General features: G+C 67.6%; 16 protein-coding genes. 6 read left to right on the top strand and 10 right to left on the bottom strand.

The annotated features are described in order from the left end of the window. Window positions 1–15 precede the first annotated feature (15 nt). The 6 genes from NI1_RS32115 (at window position 16) to NI1_RS32090 (ending at window position 7342) form a co-directional block, all read left to right on the top strand. Complete coding sequence (locus tag NI1_RS32115) at window positions 16–1518, top strand: cytochrome P450 (protein WP_084524088.1); 1503 nt, start codon at window positions 16–18, stop codon at window positions 1516–1518. After that, window positions 1515–2345, top strand: coding sequence for an SDR family oxidoreductase (locus tag NI1_RS32110; RefSeq protein WP_067828549.1), 831 nt, complete (start codon window positions 1515–1517; stop codon window positions 2343–2345). Before NI1_RS32115 ends, NI1_RS32110 begins: the two co-directional genes overlap by 4 nt. A gap of 53 nt (window positions 2346–2398) precedes the next feature. Then, entirely contained in the window at window positions 2399–4039 is a 1641-nt protein-coding gene (locus tag NI1_RS39635; protein ID WP_067828546.1) for an acyl-CoA synthetase, read from the top strand. Then, a complete protein-coding gene (locus NI1_RS32100) occupies window positions 4039–5553 on the top strand; it encodes an aldehyde dehydrogenase family protein (protein WP_067828543.1) in 1515 nt (504 codons plus the stop codon). The genes NI1_RS39635 and NI1_RS32100 overlap by 1 nt, the downstream gene beginning before the upstream one ends. Beyond that, a complete protein-coding gene (locus NI1_RS32095; RefSeq protein WP_084524086.1) occupies window positions 5537–6628 on the top strand; it encodes a phosphotransferase family protein in 1092 nt (363 codons plus the stop codon). The genes NI1_RS32100 and NI1_RS32095 overlap by 17 nt, the downstream gene beginning before the upstream one ends. Window positions 6629–6715: 87 nt before the next feature. Further along, the gene (locus tag NI1_RS32090) at window positions 6716–7342 is read left to right on the top strand and encodes a TetR/AcrR family transcriptional regulator (RefSeq protein ID WP_084524085.1); all 627 of its coding nucleotides are present in this window, start codon (window positions 6716–6718) and stop codon (window positions 7340–7342) included. A gap of 24 nt (window positions 7343–7366) precedes the next feature. On the opposite strand, the gene NI1_RS32085 is transcribed toward NI1_RS32090, so the two are convergent. From NI1_RS32085 to NI1_RS32040, 10 genes are read right to left on the bottom strand one after another with little or no spacing between them, the layout of a single operon-like run. Then, the gene (locus tag NI1_RS32085; protein WP_067828537.1) at window positions 7367–8593 is read right to left on the bottom strand and encodes a DUF445 domain-containing protein; all 1227 of its coding nucleotides are present in this window, start codon (window positions 8591–8593) and stop codon (window positions 7367–7369) included. 37 nt (window positions 8594–8630) lie between these two features. Next, a complete protein-coding gene (locus tag NI1_RS32080) occupies window positions 8631–9233 on the bottom strand; it encodes a hypothetical protein (RefSeq protein ID WP_067828534.1) in 603 nt (200 codons plus the stop codon). A 34-nt stretch (window positions 9234–9267) separates the two neighbouring features. Continuing rightward, window positions 9268–10260 (bottom strand): MlaD family protein, encoded by a 993-nt coding sequence (locus NI1_RS32075; protein WP_084524084.1) that lies wholly within the window; start codon window positions 10258–10260, stop codon window positions 9268–9270. Then, the gene (locus NI1_RS32070) at window positions 10257–11330 is read right to left on the bottom strand and encodes an MlaD family protein (RefSeq protein WP_084524083.1); all 1074 of its coding nucleotides are present in this window, start codon (window positions 11328–11330) and stop codon (window positions 10257–10259) included. Before NI1_RS32070 ends, NI1_RS32075 begins: the two co-directional genes overlap by 4 nt. Then, window positions 11327–12430 (bottom strand): MlaD family protein, encoded by a 1104-nt coding sequence (locus tag NI1_RS32065; protein WP_067829200.1) that lies wholly within the window; start codon window positions 12428–12430, stop codon window positions 11327–11329. The genes NI1_RS32070 and NI1_RS32065 overlap by 4 nt, the downstream gene beginning before the upstream one ends. Next, on the bottom strand, window positions 12430–13452 hold the full coding sequence (locus tag NI1_RS32060) for an MlaD family protein (RefSeq protein ID WP_169815661.1): 1023 nt from the start codon (window positions 13450–13452) through the stop codon (window positions 12430–12432). The genes NI1_RS32065 and NI1_RS32060 overlap by 1 nt, the downstream gene beginning before the upstream one ends. Continuing rightward, window positions 13440–14438: an MlaD family protein gene (locus tag NI1_RS32055; protein ID WP_067828531.1), complete on the bottom strand. Its 999-nt coding sequence runs from the start codon at window positions 14436–14438 to the stop codon at window positions 13440–13442. Before NI1_RS32055 ends, NI1_RS32060 begins: the two co-directional genes overlap by 13 nt. Then, a complete protein-coding gene (locus tag NI1_RS32050; protein ID WP_067828528.1) occupies window positions 14435–15499 on the bottom strand; it encodes an MlaD family protein in 1065 nt (354 codons plus the stop codon). The genes NI1_RS32055 and NI1_RS32050 overlap by 4 nt, the downstream gene beginning before the upstream one ends. Before the next feature lie 10 nt (window positions 15500–15509). After that, window positions 15510–16373: an ABC transporter permease gene (locus NI1_RS32045; protein ID WP_067828525.1), complete on the bottom strand. Its 864-nt coding sequence runs from the start codon at window positions 16371–16373 to the stop codon at window positions 15510–15512. Then, window positions 16373–17224 carry an MlaE family ABC transporter permease gene (locus tag NI1_RS32040; protein WP_067829192.1) on the bottom strand — a complete coding sequence of 284 codons (852 nt, stop codon included), beginning with the start codon at window positions 17222–17224 and terminating at the stop codon, window positions 16373–16375. The genes NI1_RS32045 and NI1_RS32040 overlap by 1 nt, the downstream gene beginning before the upstream one ends. Window positions 17225–17757 lie beyond the last annotated feature (533 nt).

Raw genomic sequence — 17757 nt, 5'->3', positions numbered from 1 at the left:
AAAGGGGCAGCGATCATGACCGATATCTCCAAACCTCCGGTGCCACACAGGGGCCCGCTGGACAGCGGGCCCGGGCGACGGCAGTGGTCGCACGCCAAAGCGGCCGACATCCTCGCTTCGGCGAGCCGGATCAAGCACATCGTGCGGGGTCCCGGCGAGTTCCCCGCGCCGCCCCCGGACAGCGATCTGGCCCAGGTGCACGGCCACGGCGGCCTGCCGATCGTGGGCAACGTCCCCCTCTTCTTCCGTGATCAAGCGGCCTGGGCGCGGAATCGCTACGACCGCTACGGCGCTGTCTCGTGGATGAACATGCTCGGCCGCCGCGGTGTGGTCGCGCTCGGGCCGGATGCCGCCGAGACGGTATTCATGAACCGCGACAAGGCTTTCGGCAATACCGACGCGTGGCAGTTGGCTACCGGCCCCTTCGTACGGCGCGGGCTGCTCCTGCTCGAGTTCGAGGAGCACATGCAGCACCGCCGGATCATGCAGCAGGCGTTCACCCGGCCCCGGCTCGAGGGCTATCAGCAGATCATGAATCCGGTTATCCAGCAGCGGATCTCGGAGTGGTCCAGCGGCGAGCGCCGCATGCTGCCGACCATCAAGAACCTTTCGCTGGAGCTGGCGGGGCGCATCTTCTTCGGCGACGACCTCACCGCCGCCGAGCTCGAGGTCATCACGCACGCCTTCCACGACATGCTCGGCGGCGCGGCCGCGCTGGTGCGGTACCCGGTTCCGGGCCTCAACTGGGCCAAGGGAGTGGCGGGCCGGCGCACGCTCGAGGAGTTCGTGCGATCGCGGCTGCCCGCCAAGCGCGCCGGTGACGGCAACGACCTGTTCAGCGCATTGTGCCGGGCTGTCTCCGCCGAGGGCGAGAGCTTCACCGACGAGGACATCGTCAACCACATGATCTTCGTGCTCTTCGCCGCGCACGACACCTCCACCAGCACCATGAACACGATGATCGCCAACCTGGCGCAGCATCCGGAATGGCAGGAGCGGGCACGCGCGGAGTCGATGGCGCTGGGCAAGACCGAGCTCGACTTCGCCGATCTCGATCGGCTCGCGACGCTGGATCTGGTGATGAAGGAATCGATCCGGATGGTGGTGCCCATCTCGGTGACCTTCCGGCAGACCGTGGCCGACACCCAGATCCTCGGGCACTTCGTCCCGAAGGACACGATCGTCTTCCTGATCCCACAGTTCAACCACAATATGGCCGAATACTGGCCCGACCCTTCACGTTTCGATCCGGACAGATTCTCCGAGGAGCGGCGCGAGGACCGGGTGCACAAGTTCGCGTGGGCGCCCTTCGGCGGCGGTGCGCACAAATGCATCGGCCTCTATTTCGCGGGCATGGAGATCAAGTCGATCCTGCACGCCATGCTGATCAACTACGAGTGGAGCGTGCGGCCCGGGTACCGGGCGAAGTACGACTTCTCCCGGCTGCCGACGCCCGCGGACGGTTTGCCCGTGCGACTGACCAGCCTCGACCGGCCCGTCTTCCAGGCGACGGCATGAGCGCCCGCGACGCCCGGCTCACCGGCAAGGTAGCGGTGGTGACCGGAGGCGCGCGGGGCATCGGCGCGGCCATCGCCCGGACCCTGATCGCCCAGGGCGCACAGGTGGTGATCGGCGACATCGACACCGAGCGCCTGCGGACGACGGCCGAACAGCTGGGGATCAGCACGTACCGGCGCGTCGACGTCACCGATCCCGAGTCCTTCGCCGAACTGCTGAAATACGCCGAAACCAGCTGCGGTGCAGTCGATGTGCTGGTGAACAATGCGGGCATCATGCCCGTGGGGCCGCTGCACGAGGAGACCGACGCGCTCTCACGCAGGATGGTCGAGATCAACCTGCTGGGTGTGATCTACGGGACCAAACTCGCCCTGCGGCACATGCTGCCGCGCGGGCGCGGCCACGTGATCAATATTTCCTCGCTCGCCGGCGAAGGGTATATGCCGGGCGCGGCGACCTATTGCGCGAGCAAAGCCGCGGTCATCTCGTTCACCGAGTCCGCCCGGCTGGAGTACCACGGCAGCGGCGTCCAGTTCTCATACGTCCTACCGGGATTCATCAATACCGAACTGATCGCGGGCACCCGTGCCCCCGTGATCGGCAGTACCGAGCCCGAGAAGGTGGCCGCGGCGATCGTCGCGCTGCTGCGGCGGCCGCGGCCGATGGTGCGGGTACCGAAGGTGGTGGCCGCGGCCAGCCTCGCGCAGAAGTACCTGCCGCGCAGCGTGTTCGGGCCGATCCTCCGGGCGACCGGCCTCGACTCGATGTTCACCACCAAGGTCGACGCCGACGCCCGGCGACGCTACCTCGACCGGATCTCCGCATGAGCGCGGCCCGGCCACTGCTCCCGCCACGCGCCCCTGGAGAGCGAGAACCGAGGGTGCTCAACGTATTCGAAAGCCTCGTCGCGGTCGGTGCGCGCGCCGCCGCCGAGATCACCTATCTGCGCCTGTGCGCGCGCAGCGGGGTGCTGGAACCGGAATCGCCGGCCCGTCTGCTGGCCATGGGCCTGGTCGTGCGCCGGTTCGGGGTGCTGGGCGGTCTGGCCGGTATCGCGGCCATCCGGCACGGCGATCGCGTCGCGATCATCGACGAGCGCGGCGAAACCACCTACGCCGAACTGGACCGGCGGACAAATGCCATCGCCAACGGCTGGCGGACACACGGCCTGCGCGCCGGCGAGGGTGTGGCCATCCTGGCGCGCAACCACCGCGGGTTCCTGGAGGCCACCATCGCCGCCGCCAAGTGCGGTGCGCGAATCATCCTGCTGAACACCGACTTCGCCGGTCCGCAGCTGCACGAGGTGATGGCGCGCGAAGGCGTCGACCTGCTGGTGCACGACGAGGAGTTCGCCGCCCTGCTCACCGGCCCGGACCCGCTGCGCGGATGCTGGCGGGCCTGGACCGACGCTCCCGCCGACGGCACCCTGGATGCGCTCGCACGGGATTTTCCGACCACCGCCCCGCCCGCGCCGGGACGCGCACCCAAGGTTGTCATTCTGACCAGCGGCACCTCCGGCACCCCGAAGGGCGCACCGCGTCCCGAGCCGCGCTCGCTGGCCCCGGTGGCGGCCATCCTGTCCCGGGTGCCGCTGCGCGCCGGTGAGGTGATCGAGTGCGCGGTGCCGATGTTCCACGCGCTCGGCTTCGGATACTCGCTGGGGACGCTGGCCTTCGGCTCCACCCTGGTGCTGCGGCGGCGATTCGATCCGGCGACCACGCTGGAAAGCCTGGAACGCCACCGGGTTACCACGGCCATCATGGTGCCGATCATGGTGCGGCGCATCCTCGATCTGGGTGACGAGGCGATCGCCGCTCGCGACCTGTCGCGGCTGCGCATCATGCTGGTGGCCGGGTCGCATCTCGGCGCGGAGCTGTGCCGGCGCGCCATGGCGGTGTTCGGCCCGGTGCTCTACAACGGGTACGGCTCGACCGAGGTCGCCTACATCACCGTCGCGAACCCACAGGACCTGCGCGCCGCACCCGGATGCGTCGGCAGACCGCCGCTGGGCGTCACCGTCAAACTCCTCGACGACGCCGGAAACGAAGTGCCGCAAGGGGTTACCGGACGCATCTTCGTCCGCAACACCATCCCGTTCGAGGGCTACACCGGGGGCGGCGGCAAGGAGATCATCGACAGCCTGATGGCCTCCGGCGACGTCGGCCATTTCGATGCCGCGGGGCGGCTGTTCGTCGACGGCCGCGACGACGACATGATCGTCTCCGGCGGCGAGAACGTCTTCCCCGGCGAGATCGAGGAACTGCTGAGCGCGCACGAGGCGATCGTGGAGGCCGCCGTGCTCGGCGTCCCGGACCCCGAATTCGGCCAGCGGCTGGCCGCTTTCGTGGTGCCCGCACCCGGAGCGGAATTGACCGAAGACTCCGTCAAGCAGTACGTGCGCGCCCATCTGGCCCGCTACAAGACGCCCCGCGACGTGATCCTGCTCGACACCCTGCCCCGCAATCCGGCGGGAAAGGTGCTCAAACGCGAACTGCCGGTGCGAGAGACGAAGGTGCCGTGATGACGATCGAGGTCCGCAACCCCGCCGACGGCCGTGTCGTGGGATCGGCGCCCGCGGTTCCAGCCGCCGATATTCCGGAGCTGGCCGAGCGGGTGCGCGCCGAACAGCGGGAATGGGAGCGCATCGGCCCCGAGCATCGCGCGAAATGGCTGGGCGCGCTGCGGGATTGGATTCTCGACCACGAAGCCGAGCTGGCCGAGACCATCCACTCCGAGTCCGGCCGTCCCCGCTTCGAAGCGCAACTCGAAGTGCTGATGGTCGCCGATCTGATCAACTACTGGTCCGCGCACGCCGCCGGATTCCTCGCCGACGAACAGGTACGGCCCAGCGGACCGGTGCAGCAGATCAAACGCCTGGTGCACGTATTCCGGCCGTATCCGCTCGTAGGTGTGATCGCGCCGTGGAATTTCCCGCTGCTGATGCCCACCATGGACACCGTGCCCGCACTGCTTGCCGGGTGCGCGGTGCTGGTCAAACCCTCCGAGGTGACGCCCCTGTCGGCACTGCTGCTGGCCCGTGGCTGGCGCGAGATCGGAGCGCCGCCCGTGCTGGAAATCATTGCCGGACTCGGCGATACGGGCGCAGCGGTGGTAGATGCGGTCGACTACGTCCAGTTCACCGGCTCCACCGCGACCGGCCGCAAGATCGCCCGCGTCGCCGCCGAGCGGATGATCCCGTGCAGCCTGGAACTGGGCGGAAAGGATCCGGCCATCGTGCTGGCCGACGCCGATATCGACCGCGCCGCGGAGGCCATCGCCTGGGGCGGCATGGTCAACTCCGGTCAGGTCTGCATCTCCGTCGAACGCGTCTACGTGGAAGCGCCTGTCTACGACGAGTTCGTGACCAAGCTGGCCGCGAAAGTCGGCTCCCTGCGCCAGGGGCTCGACTCCCCAAGCGACCCACAGGACATCGGCCCGCTCGCCACCGAGGCCCAAGCCGAAATCGTGCGCGCGCAGGTCGAACAGGCCGTCGCCGCCGGAGCTCGAATCCTGACCGGCGGCAAGCGCACCGGGACCGGCACCTTCTTCGAGCCGACGGTGCTGGTCGATGTCGACCACACCATGGCCTGTATGCGCGAGGAGACCTTCGGCCCGACCCTGCCGGTGATGAAGGTCGCCGATGCCGCCGAGGCGGTGCGCATGGCCAACGATTCCCCCTACGGCTTGTCGGCCAGCGTCTGGTGCGGTGACACGAGGCGCGGCGCGGCCCTGGCCCGCGAACTCGAGGTGGGCGCGGTCAATGTCAACGACGTGCTCGCTGATCTGCCCATGTACCCACTCACCCAATCGGGTTGGAAGCAGTCCGGAATCGGCTCCCGCATGGGCGGGGCGTCCGGGATCCGGAAATACTGCCGCGTCCAGTCGATCACGCTGCCCCGCGTACCGACCCCGGCCATGCCGATCTGGTACCCCTACACCTCTCAGCGGTCCTGGCTGGTCCGCAAACTGATGCGTGCCGTGGTGGCCCGTGATCTCCATCGAGCCTTGGGAATTCATCGTGACAAGTCCCTCTGAGACCACGCCGCGCCCCTCCGATACGGGTGCACGAACCTCCGCCCCGCGCGCCGTCGACTGGAACGTCGTGCAGCGGTGGCTGTCCGGACAGGGGCTGGGCGGCAGTCCCATCACCGACATCGAGCCGATCGGCGGGGGCACCCAGAACCTGATGTACCGCTTCCGCGTCGGCGACACTCCCTATGTGCTGCGCCGCGGGCCGGCGCATCCGCGCGGGCGCACCAACGAAGTACTGCGCCGCGAAGCCCGGCTGCTGGCCGCGCTCGGCGACACCCTGGTGCCGGTGCCACGCCTGATCGCCGCCGAACCCGATGAGTCCGTGCTGGGTTCGGTGTTCTATCTGATGGAACCGGTGCTCGGATTCAACGCCACGGTGGAGCTGCCCGCATCCCATACGACCTCCGCGCGCCTGCGACGGCAGATGGGGCTGGAGGTGATCGACGCGCTCTCCGCGCTCGGCACCATCGACCCGAATGCGGTGGGGCTGAGCGATTTCGGCCGACCCGACGGCTTCCTGGACCGCCAGGTGCCGCGCTGGCTGGCCGAACTCGACGGATACGGCGAACTCGACGGATACGCCGGCGGACAGCTGCCGGGTATCGAGCACATCGCGACCTGGCTGACCGGCAGACGGCCCGCCGCCTTCCGGCCCGGCATCATGCACGGCGACTTCCACGTCGCCAACCTCATGTTCGATTTCGACAGCGCCCGGGTGGCCGCCATCGTGGACTGGGAGATGTGCACCATCGGCGACCCCCTGCTGGACCTGGGCTGGCTGCTGACCACCTGGCCCGAACCCGGCTCGGTCACCGAACACCACCATCCGCTCGGCCGGGCCGGCGGGCTGGTCCGGCGCACCGACTTGGTCGAGCACTACGCCGCCGTCGCGGACCGTCCGATCGACGACGTGCTCTGGTACACCGTGCTCGCCTCGTTCAAACTCGCCATCGTGCTCGAGGGCACGCACGCCCGCGCGGTCGCGGGCAAGGCCCCGAAAGCCACCGGCGACTTCCTGCACTCCGTCGCCGTCGGCCTGCTCGATCAGGCGGGCGAGTTCATCGAGAAGGGCCTGTAGGACGCACCGGCTGCCGATGGCAGTTACAGAGCGACACGCTTGTATCATCAGTTTCCGTAGTGGCGGGCGGAGGAAAAGGGTGATGACATGAGCGATCCGGACCAATGGCTAGCCATGCTGTCGGCAACGGATCCCGAGCGCGGCGACAATGATCCACTGCGGGCCGCCATCCTCGACGCGGCCCGCACCGAATTCGAACTGGTCGGCGTCCGCCGGGCCAACGTCGGCGAGATCGCCCGCCGCGCCAAGGTTTCCCGGCAGACCCTGTACCGGCGCTTCCAGGACAAGGACAGCCTGGTCGCCGCGGTCGGTATGGCAGAGGTCCAGATGGCGGCGGGCAAGGTCCGCGATGCCACGGCCGGTTTCGACGACCCCACCGACATCGTGGCCGAAGCCATCGTGACGGTGACACGCGGGATTCGAGAGCACATCCTGCTCAATCGGCTACGGGAAACCGAACCCGAAGCGCTGTACTACTTCACCTCGACCCACGGCCCACTCATCCTCGCGCTCACCCGCGGGATCATCTCCGAACATCTCCTGGAGAGCAACGCACCCGCCGGCGATGTCACCATCCACGCCGAACTACTGGCCCGCCTGCTCATCTCACTGGTCCTCATCCCCGACGGCTTGATCCCGGTCGACGACGAGGCCGCCATGCGCGAGTTCGCCCGAAACCATCTACTGCCGCAGCCCCTGCCCGACGCGGGCTGAATCCGCGCCGGAATCGCTTGCCGCTCAATGCAACAACAACAGGACCTGAAGTTCACCGATCAGGAATCCGAGCACCGCGCCGACGGTGACGATCTTCCATTCGTCCTGTTTGAACGCCGGCCGCAGCAGCCCCTCGTACTCCTCGCTGGTCATCAGCTTCATCTTCTCGGCGATGAGGGCGGTGACGTCGATGGCCTCGATGGTGTACTGCTCGATCTGCTGGGTGCTCTCGGGTAGTCGCTGCCGCACCGCGGTCAGGATGTCGTGCTTGATATCCGACAGATTGCCCACCGCCAGCTCGACGATCGGTTTGGCGCGCCCCATCTGCTGATCCATCACGCGCTCTATCTCGTGGTCGATCAGGGAGAACAACCGGTCGGACTGCGCACCGGTGAGCATGGCCTGGATGATGTTGGCCGGGGTGAGGATCTCATCGGCGATGAGCTTGCCGTAATCCACCGCCACCTCGTCGCGGCGCTGATGGAACAGCCCCTGCCAGCGGAAGACTCCGAGATAACGCTTGGGTTCGACGGGGCGGAAGATCATTTGCAGCGCCAGCCAGTCGGTGGAGTAGCCGACGAACGCGCCGAACAGCGGCATGATCAGCGCCGAATGCGTGAGCGCCCAGACCGCGGCCTGCACGATGCCCAGCGCGAAACCGAACACCAGCCCGGAGCGGATGATGAATCGCATTTCGGGCGCGGCGATATCGCGAATCATCCGGACGGTCAGCTCTTTGTCCCGCATGAGCGCGTCGATGGCCATGGTGCGCAGATCGAAGACCAGGTTCACGTTCTCCTTGAGATCGTTCATCATCTGCGCGATGAGTTGCGGCGCATCCCCCTGAATGCGGCGCACGATCAGGTGGCGCACCGTCGGCGGGATCAGCTCCCACAGGCCGGGCCGGTAGCGCGTCATGATCTCGTCCACCATGTCCTCGACCGTGGAGAGCATCGGGGCCTGCACATGCACGGCCAGTTCGGCCGGGTCGATGCGGTCGATGATCTCCTGCGGGTCGACCAGTCGCGACAGCATGAGATCCACCGCGACGGTGGCCATTCGCGCGGAGTAGCGCGGCACCAGGCCCTGCCAACCCAGGAACGGTGGGATGCCGACGAATTCCAGTGGCCGGAACAGCATTTCGACCGCGACCAGTTTGGTGAAGTACCCGATCGCCGCGGCCACGAACGGCATGGCGGCGTAGAGGTACCAATGGTGGCGCAGGTCCGCGGCGATGCTCGCCCAGTCCATGTTTTCCCACCCCTTCTGTAGTTGTAGCGCCGAACGGTTACTTCGCGGGCAGGGCGTCCAGCCCGCCGCCCACGTCGGTGATCTTCCAGCCGTTGTTCCCGTCGAGGGTGACCGTGTAGGTGACGGTGACGCGACCGCCCTGCGGGGTCTGCACGCTGGTGGAGTCGACATCGAGGAAGGCGTTCACCTTGTAGATGCCGTTGTTCTCCGAGACCACCGCGGCCTGCACGGGCGTTGCCTTCGAGGTCCACTGCAAGGGCAGCAGGATCTGCTCCAATTGCGTTGCGGTGGCATCGAATTTGTCCGACAACCCCTTGGTGGTGTTGGACTTGAGCTTGCCCAGCCAGCCCTTGGTATCGCGATAGTCGATGGTGGAGGCGCCGACCGCGTAGTCCATGGCCAGCTGTTCGGCGTGCCGGTTGTCGGCCGCCTGCGCGCGCTCGGCCGCGAGATCCGAGCGCGAGGAGAAGTACAGGGCGGCGAACGTGATCGCCACCGCGCTAAACGCGATCAAGGCGACGGCGGTCAGCAGTGTGGGGACCGACAGCGTGAGCTGCCGCGGCCCGCCCGACCCTCGCCCGGATTCGTCTGCGGGGGTCGCTGTTTCGGCTGCTGCCGGTTCGGTCGTGGTGGTCGTCATCGGTTTCACCTTCCGCGGTGGTTATGGGCCGTATTCACTTGACGCCCACCTGAAGGTGGACGGTGCCGTCGTCGCCGACGGTGGCGAGGGCGGTGCTGATCAGCGCGGAGATATCCAGCGGCGCAATGGCATCGGTGGTCTGCGTGATCATGGGCCGCAGCATCGGGGCCAGCTGCGCGAAGCCCGGACCGTTCTTCGCCAGGAACTCGTCGAGCTGCTTCAGGAAGGGGACGAGGCCGTCACCGCGCAGGTAGTCGTCCGGGGAGTCACCGACTTCGAAGAGCCGGGAGGCGGTGGTGACCAGGCTGTCGACGCGGGTCGCGAACAGCGACCAGTAGGGCCCGGAATCGGCCAGCGCCGGTCCGGTCCAGGCCATATCGGCACCGGCGGTCTGCAGATCGGTGAGCAGTTGGCGGATCAGCGAGGTACGGCTGAGCACGGTGGCGGCGAGCAGTGTGCTCGCACGCTCCACGCGCGGCAGCTGCCCCTCGGTCCCCGCGAAGGCCCGGTCCAGAGTCGCGACCAGATTCGCGATGGCCTTCGGATCGAATTGGCCCACGACCTGCACCACTTTGGCCGACAGATCCGGAATCAGCATGGGCGCGGCCACGGTTCGAGCGTCGAGCAGCTGATTGTCCGACAGGTACGGTCCCGCGTCGGAGGCCGGCCGGAACTCGATGTACGGCTCGCCGAGCGCCGAGAGGTTCTCGATCCGCACCGCACTGGTGGCCGGGACCCGAAAGTCCTCGTCGATCCGGAATCGCACCTCGACGCCGTCCGCGACCTTGTGCACCTCGGTCACCCGCCCGACCTCGATTCCGGTGAGCAGCACCGGCGTTCCGTCACGGACCGTGCCCGAGTTGGCGAGCAGCAGACGGGCGGTGATGTGCTCGGCGAACGGGTCGAAGCGCAGCAGCCCGAAGGTCAGATAGGAGGCGCCGAGGAGCAGCACGGCCAGCATCGCGGTCAGCGAGGCGATCGAGGCGGGCCGCACGCGGCGGGTGAGTGTCTTGTCGCCGGAACTCATTTCACCGCTCCGATCATGCGCAGGGTGTCGATGATCCGATCGGTCCGATCGGTGGCGCTCACCTCGGGATCGGGACCGGCCACGGTGGTCCGCACCAGGTTCACCGTCGCGCCGTGCTCGGCGAAGGGGATCAGCTTGTCGCGAATCAGGTCGATCAGCCGGGACAGGTTGGAACCGGCGTTCAGATCCAGCGGCCGATTACCGAACAGCATGGGCACGTACGCTTTCGCGGCATCGTCGAGACCGGCGACGAGCGGGGCCAGCCACAGCGCGCTGTGCGCGACGGGACCGAGGTTGGTGAACATGTAGAAGACGTTGATCACGGCTTGGACGGAGGCGGTGAGGTGCTCGGTGCCCTCGTCGGTGAGCATCGCGCGCAGGGCCGGCAGGTAGTCGATGGCCGCGGCATCGACCGCGGTCAAGCCGTCCAGCAGCCGATCCAGGCTGGCTTGATCGGCCGCGACATCGGTGAGGTCCTGACCGATCACGCCGAACACGCGGGCGGTTTCGGCCGGATCGGCCGGGAGCACCGCGTTGATCTGGCGCACGGTGTCCTGGATATCGCTGACCGCACCACTGCCCAGCGCGGTGGCGAGGCCGGCCATGGTGTCCTCCACCTGCGGGGCACGGGTGGTCTGTGCCAGCGGGATGACATCCCCGGGCCGGAGCGCGGAGGCAGTGCTGCGCGCGGGCGAGGTGAGGGCGATGTGGACATCGCCCAGCGGGGTCGCCTGCCGGAGTTCGGCACGCACATCCGCGGGCAGCCGGACACTCTGCCGCACTTCGATATCGGCGGTGACGTACCCCCGAGCCGGTTTTCCCTCGGCGACGCTGGTATCGGTGACGTGGACCGCGGTGAGCGAGCCGACCTCCACACCGTCGGCGAGCACCTTCGCGCCGGGTGGCAGGTTGAGCACATCGCCGAACTGGATGCGCAGTGGGTAGGCGGGGCCGGAGACCGACGTGCCCGGCAGCCGGATGGCGGCGGGGTCGAATCCACAGCCCCCCAGGGTCAGCACCAGCGTAGTGGCGCAGACCAGCGGAATACGTTGGCGCAGTGGCATGTTCATCGCGCACCCACCGATCCCAGGAGTACCCGGGCCAGCGGCACGGTCACCAGGCCGTTCCCGGCGTCGGTGCAGCTGCCCGGGGCGAGTGCGTCGGCCGCCGCGCACACCTGGCCCGCATCCGCCTGCGGCACAGCGATATTCGGTGCGGCATAGGCCACCGAGACGGCTCCGGTCGCCGGATCGACCAGGCGGGTGAAGGCCGTGCCGATCGACGGAACCAGTTGCAGCAGACCGCTCAGCGAGCCGACACCGGCCTGCAACAGCTGCGGCAGGTTCTCCACCGCGTCCAGCTTGCGCAGCAGGGGGCCGCCGAGGGTGACGGTGAGGTTGTTGAGTGCGGGCAGCACGTCGTGCAATTCGGTGATGATAGTCAGCACCGGCGGCACGACGACATTGTTGACGGCGTCGAGGGCTGGGGCGAGGCGGGTGAGCATGTCCTTGACTTCCGGCCAGTAGGTGGCGGCGCTGTGCGCCAGGGAGCCGAGCGCGTCCAGCAGTGCGCCGATATGGCCGATGGCCGCGTCGGGCGAGTTCAGGGCCGTGCCCAGCCGCTGGATGATGGCGTTGATCTGCTCGCCGGTGCCGGCGGTCACGGTGTCGGCGGCGGTGATCCCGCGCGCCAGCAGATTCGGCCGGTCCGGGTCGCCGGTGCCGCTGAGCTGATCGGCGAGCCCGGCCAGCGCGCTGAAGGTGGCGCTGAGGCTCTTCGGCGTCACGGTATTGGTGATGCAGCGGCCCGAATCCCAGCCCGGCCCAGCGGGTTCGGCCCCGATGAGCGCGAGTTTGCGGTCGGCGACAAGGGAATCGGCGAGGGTGGTCGCGCCGACGTCGGTGGGCAGGCGGCGTCCGGCGAGTATCTCGAACTCCACCCGGGCGGTGGCGCCGTGCGGCCGGACGCCGGTCACCGAACCGACGCGCACGCCCATGACGGTGACGTCGCTGCCCTCGTACAGCCCGATGGCGTCCGGCATGTCGGCGCAGTAGGCGCGAAGCTCCGGTGTGGGCCGCAGTATCTGATAGCCGACGACCGCGCCGAGCACCAGCCCGGCGACGACCACGGCGGAGAGGAAGCCGCGCGCGGCGAACAATCGGGTCAGCATCAGCAGTTCCTTCCCGGGACCGGTACGCACACGGCGGGCGGAGCTTGCCCGGACCGGTCCTCCGGACCGGCGAGTGCGGTGAGCTTCGCGCCCACGCCGGTCAGCGCGTCCCGCAGCGCGCCCAGTTTGTCGGCCAGCTGCTGGAGCGCGTCGATCGAATCGGTCACCACCTGCGCGGCGGGTGCGCCGTCCGAGGTCCACAGGCGCGCCAGCGGCGCGACCTGGCTCAGCACGGTGGCCAGGTTCGCCAACGATTCCCCGACCTGCGCCTGGTTGTCCGCCACCAGCGTCTCGAGGATCCGGAAGCGGGCGATGAGCGTGCCGACCACCGATTTGTTGCGCGCCAGCGCGGTCAGGTACTCGTCGGAGACCGACAGCATCTTGGAGACCTGCGCATTCTGCTGATCCATGATGCCGACGATGGTGCCGACCGCAGTGGTCATGCGCCGGAAGCCGTCCGGCGTGGTCTCGACGGCTTGGGCGAGTTCACCGAAGCTGCGCCGCAGCACGTCACCGTCGATCTGTCGTAGCGGGGTGACCGCGTCCTGGAATACGCGGGGCAGGCTGTACGGCAGCACCACGCGATCGGACGGAATGGTGGTGTCGCCCAAGGGTTCTTCGCCCGCGGGCTGCACCGCAAGATAGTGGCCGCCCACGATGGTGAGCATGCGCACGTCAAGGGTGGTGCGGTCACCGACGAATACGGCGTCGTCCACGGTGAAACGCATGAGCACCCGGTCGGCCTTCAGCTCCAGCGCGGTCACCTTGCCCACGGTCAGGCCCGCGACCCGCACTTCGTCACCGGTGCGCAGCGAGGCGGCATCGGTCAGGAACGCCGAGTAATCGCGCACGCCGGTCTGCACGGTCGACAGCACGGTGATGCCGATGGCGGCCGCCACGACCACGACCAGTCCGATCACTCCCCAGCGAATATCGAGCCGACGACGGGTGGCATCGTCCGGAGGCGGACCGGATGCCCGCCGAATGCGCGGCCGCGCAGTGGGTTTCGTCAGCCGTTGCACAATGCGATCCTTTGTCCGGCGATGAGCACGCGCAGCGGTTGCGGCGCTTGCGCGGTGCCCTGAGAACAGGTCGGCACGGTCCCGGGGTCCGGCACCAGCGCGGTGAGCGATTGCAGCAGGGCGGGCACCTGCCCGAGCGTCCGCACCGCCTGGGCCGGATCCGGCATGGCGACGCGAATCAGGTTGTCCAGGTCCGGATTCGGATCGCCGGTGAGGCCGAGCGTGTAGAGCAGGCTCATGGCCGGCCGCAGCACCGGCGGGATGGTGACGCCGAAATCGATGAGCCCGCCGATCTTCTCCTGGAGCTCGACGAAGATCGCGGTGAGCTGCGACATCATCACCATGGCATTGCCCGAGCTGCCGCCGATCTGATCGGCCACCAACGCCAGATTGCGCACCAGCGTGGAGATCACCGCCTGCCGGTCGGTGGTGTAATCGCTCAGCTTCTCGATGGCGTCCAGGGCCGGACCCAGGCCGGTGCCGTCACCGTTCAGCACACTGATCATGCTGTCGGCGAAGCGATTCAGATCCTGCGGTGTCAACTCCGCCAGCACCGGTTGCAGGCCGTTGAACAGGGTGGTGATGTCGAAGGCCGGGACCGTGCGGTCGACGCCGATGGTGTCGCCCGGATTCGTCCGCCCCGCCGGACTCTCGGCCTGCTGGACATCGAGATACCGCTGCCCGGTGAGACTTTGATAGCGGATGGCCAGGGTGTTGTTGGCGTACATGGGGTGATCGGTGCGCATGGTGAAGGTGACCTTGGCCCGCGCCCCGTCCAGGGCGATCCCCGACACCTTGCCCACGCGAACCCCGAACAGCCGCACGTCGTTTCCGGCACGCAAGCCATTCGCGTCGGTGAACAGCGCGGTAAAGCTACGGGTGTCGTCCACCGGCCGCTGCAAGGCCTGGAACACACCGAACAGCAACAGCAGCATGGCGACCGCGAAACTGCCGAGCTTGATCGCCAGCGCGGGAACAGATTTCATCGTTCACCCCCGGCGGGTGTGGGCGTCGCGCCGAGCAGTCCGGCCAGCGGAACCGCCACGGCGGGCACCCCGCGCAGCGCGACGGACAGGTTCAGCACCGGGCCGTTGCCGTTATCCGGCATGGCCTCGTGCAGGCGGCGCAGCAGTTCGGCGAGTTCGGCGCTCGACTGCTGCGGGCGGGGCACGGTGTGTGCCAGCGCGGTCAGCAGCGGAGTGAGGATGTCGACGTATTCGGCGTAGTGGGTGCGGCCGGTGATCAGCAGGTCGTTCGCCGCGGTGAGCAGGTCGTCTTTGATCATGTCCAGGTTGGCGTTGAACTTGTCGATCTTCCCCGGCTGGGCCAGGTACGCGTTCGAGAAGGGGGCGTTGAGCAGATCCAGCAGCCCGCGCACCGTCGGCGGCAGTCCCGCCAGCGTGGACCCGTACTGCTCGAGCAGGAACGACGAGGGCAGCCGCTGCGTATCGGCGACCGCCTGCATCGTGGTGACGATGGCCTGCATGAGCGGCGCGAAGGCCCGGGTCTCGGTGGCAATCTTGCTCAGCACCGCGGTCAGCTGCGGGGTGAGCACGTCATTGGTGAACTGCCCCAGCGAATTCAGCAGTGCGGAGATCGTGGCATCCGCGGCACGACCGGCATTGGGACCGGTCAGGTCGATCACCGAGGCGTCGATCAGCGCGGTGCCCCCGCTGCCAGGTTTCAGCACCACCTCGCTGATGCCGAACAGGTTGCCGGGCGCGTAATCCAGCGACAGCGCATCGGTCAGGCCGACGGAATCGGTTCTGTCTATCCGCATTTCGAGCCGCTGGCTGCCATCGGCTTCCCGGTCGACGCCGGTGACCGATCCGATGCGCACCCCCGCGAAACGCACATCGCTGCCGGTTTCGACGCCGGTGCCGATGCGCTCGGTCCGCACGGTCACCGCCATGGTGGCCGGATCGGGCCGGTTCGGAATCAGCTGGGTGGCAAGCACTCCCGCGGCGGTCGCCACGGCGACCGCAAGTCCCGCGACGCGCGCGGCCCTGGGAGTCGTCGTGACCCCCGGTAATCCGTAAGCAGGCATGGCGATCCCCCTACCCGGAGAACGTGATCGGCGAGGTGTAGCCCCACAACAGCAGGGTCAGCACCATGTCGAGCGTGATGATGGCGACGAAACTCGCCCGGATGGCGCGGCCCGAGGCGATACCCACGCCCTCCGGACCGCCGTAAGCGAAAAAGCCTTGGTAGCAATGGATCAGGATGACCGCCACCGCGAACACCACCACTTTCAGCACCGCCGCCAGGACGTCCCAGCCGAACAGATAGTCGGTGAAGTAGTGCTGGTAGACCCCGCTGGGCTCGCCGTGCAGGGTGGTCACGATCAGCGCCGAGGCCGCATAGCTGAGGATCAGCGCGATCAGGAAGGTCGGCACGATCGACACCACCGCGGCGATCACGCGGGTGGTCACCACGAACGGCACCGACCGGATACCGAGCGACTCGATGGCGTCGATCTCCTCCGAGATCCGCATCGACCCGATCTCGGCGGTCATGCGGCATCCGGCCTGCGCGGCGAACCCGACCCCCGCCGCGATCGGCGCGAGCTCCCGGGTATTGGCGAACGCCGACACCAGCCCGCTGGCCTGGCCCAGCGACACCATGTTCAGCGCGCTGTATGCCTCGATGCCGATCGACGCGCCGACCGCCGCGCCCATCACCACCATCACCGCCGCCGTGCCGCCGCCTACGATGACCGAACCACGACCCCAGGTCATATCGGTGATCGTCACCATCACTTGAGATCGGTAGTGCCGCAAGGTAAGTGGCACCGCCGCGAGCACCTGCCAAGCGAAGCCGAGTGCGAAACCGATGGCGTCCAACGGTTTCCATGGATGAATATGCCGGCGCACCTGCACAAGGGGACGCAGCGGCAAGGGCACGTACGGCGAGGCCGCCATCACGAGATCCTGGTGGGGAAGAACATGGTCACGACCTGGGTGATCCCGGTATTGACGACAGCGATCGACACCACCGACAGGATCACCGCGGCGTTCACCCCGTCGGCCACCCCGCGTGGCCCGCCGCGCGCCTCGAGTCCGCGCTGACAGCCGATCACCACCACCAGCAGCCCGAAGATCGCGGCCTTCACCAGCGACACCCACACGTCCACCGGTGTCGCGAACGCGCCGAACGATTCCCAGTAACTGCCCGGCGTCACGTCGAGTTGGGCCACCGACATCAGATATCCGGCGGTGATGCCGGTGGCCATGATGAGGATGTTGATCAACGGCGCGACCACCAGCATGGCGGCGATGCGCGGCACCACGAGGCGCTGCACCGGATCGATCCCCATCACCCGCATGGCATCGACCTCCTCGCGAATGGTGCGCGCCCCCAGATCGGCCGCAATGGCTGCCGCGCCCGCGCCACCCAGCAGCAAGCCCGTGGCAAGTGGTGCCCCTTGCTTGATCACCCCCAGGCCACCGGCCGCACCCAGCAGCGAATTCGCGCCGAGCTGATGCACGATATTGCCGACCTGCGCCGACACGATCACCCCGAACGGAATGGCGACCAGCACGCCCGGAATCGCCGTGACGGTGATCAGGAACCAGGCCTGCCGCAAGCTTTCCCGCCACTGGAAACGCCCCCGCACCACATCTTCACTGCCCACCCGGACCGCTTCGGCCCCCGACCGCAACGCCCGTCCGAGCGTGCCGAGGCTCGACAACACGGTCTCGGAGGCATTCCCCCGCAGCGCACGCATGGCTTCGCCACGAATTCGCCCCCCATCCACCGCTTGAGCGCTCATCGACGAGCCCCCTTCCACGTCCCCATGCCATCCCATCGGAACGTTTCGATCTCGAATTCGACCACGACATCCTCGAATCACGTTGTCCACCAACGGTTCACGCTCTTCTAGTGAATGGGCTCACGATGCGAAGCAACAGTGATCGTTGTTACAAATGGTCATCAATGTCACACTGTATACCAGGACTGATCGACGACTACAAGGATTCGGAGAGCTACCCAAAAATTCCCAGCAACACGCCGATCAAGGACCAATTGGATTCGCCGCCGGCCCTGCGGCGACCTTCCATCGGGATCGTCGGCGCCAGGTTCGCGGGTCCGGGCATGGCCGCCGAATGAAAGAAGAGGGCTTCCACGACGTCGCCATCATCGAGCAGGCGAGCAACGTCGATGGCACCTGGCGCGACAATACGTATTCCTGGACATCCCGCGGCGACAGCGCAATACGGTATTCGTCGCAGCCAACTGCGGAAACTCCGACAGCTACTACTTCGACCACAACAGTGACGCGCCGATGCTCTGACCTTCGATAGG

The sequence above is a fragment of the Nocardia inohanensis NBRC 100128 genome (assembly GCF_001612945.1).
GTDB classification, from domain to species: domain Bacteria; phylum Actinomycetota; class Actinomycetes; order Mycobacteriales; family Mycobacteriaceae; genus Nocardia; species Nocardia inohanensis.
Note: the sequence above shows the minus strand (reverse complement) of the source record. Positions and strands in the feature narration are given on the sequence as shown.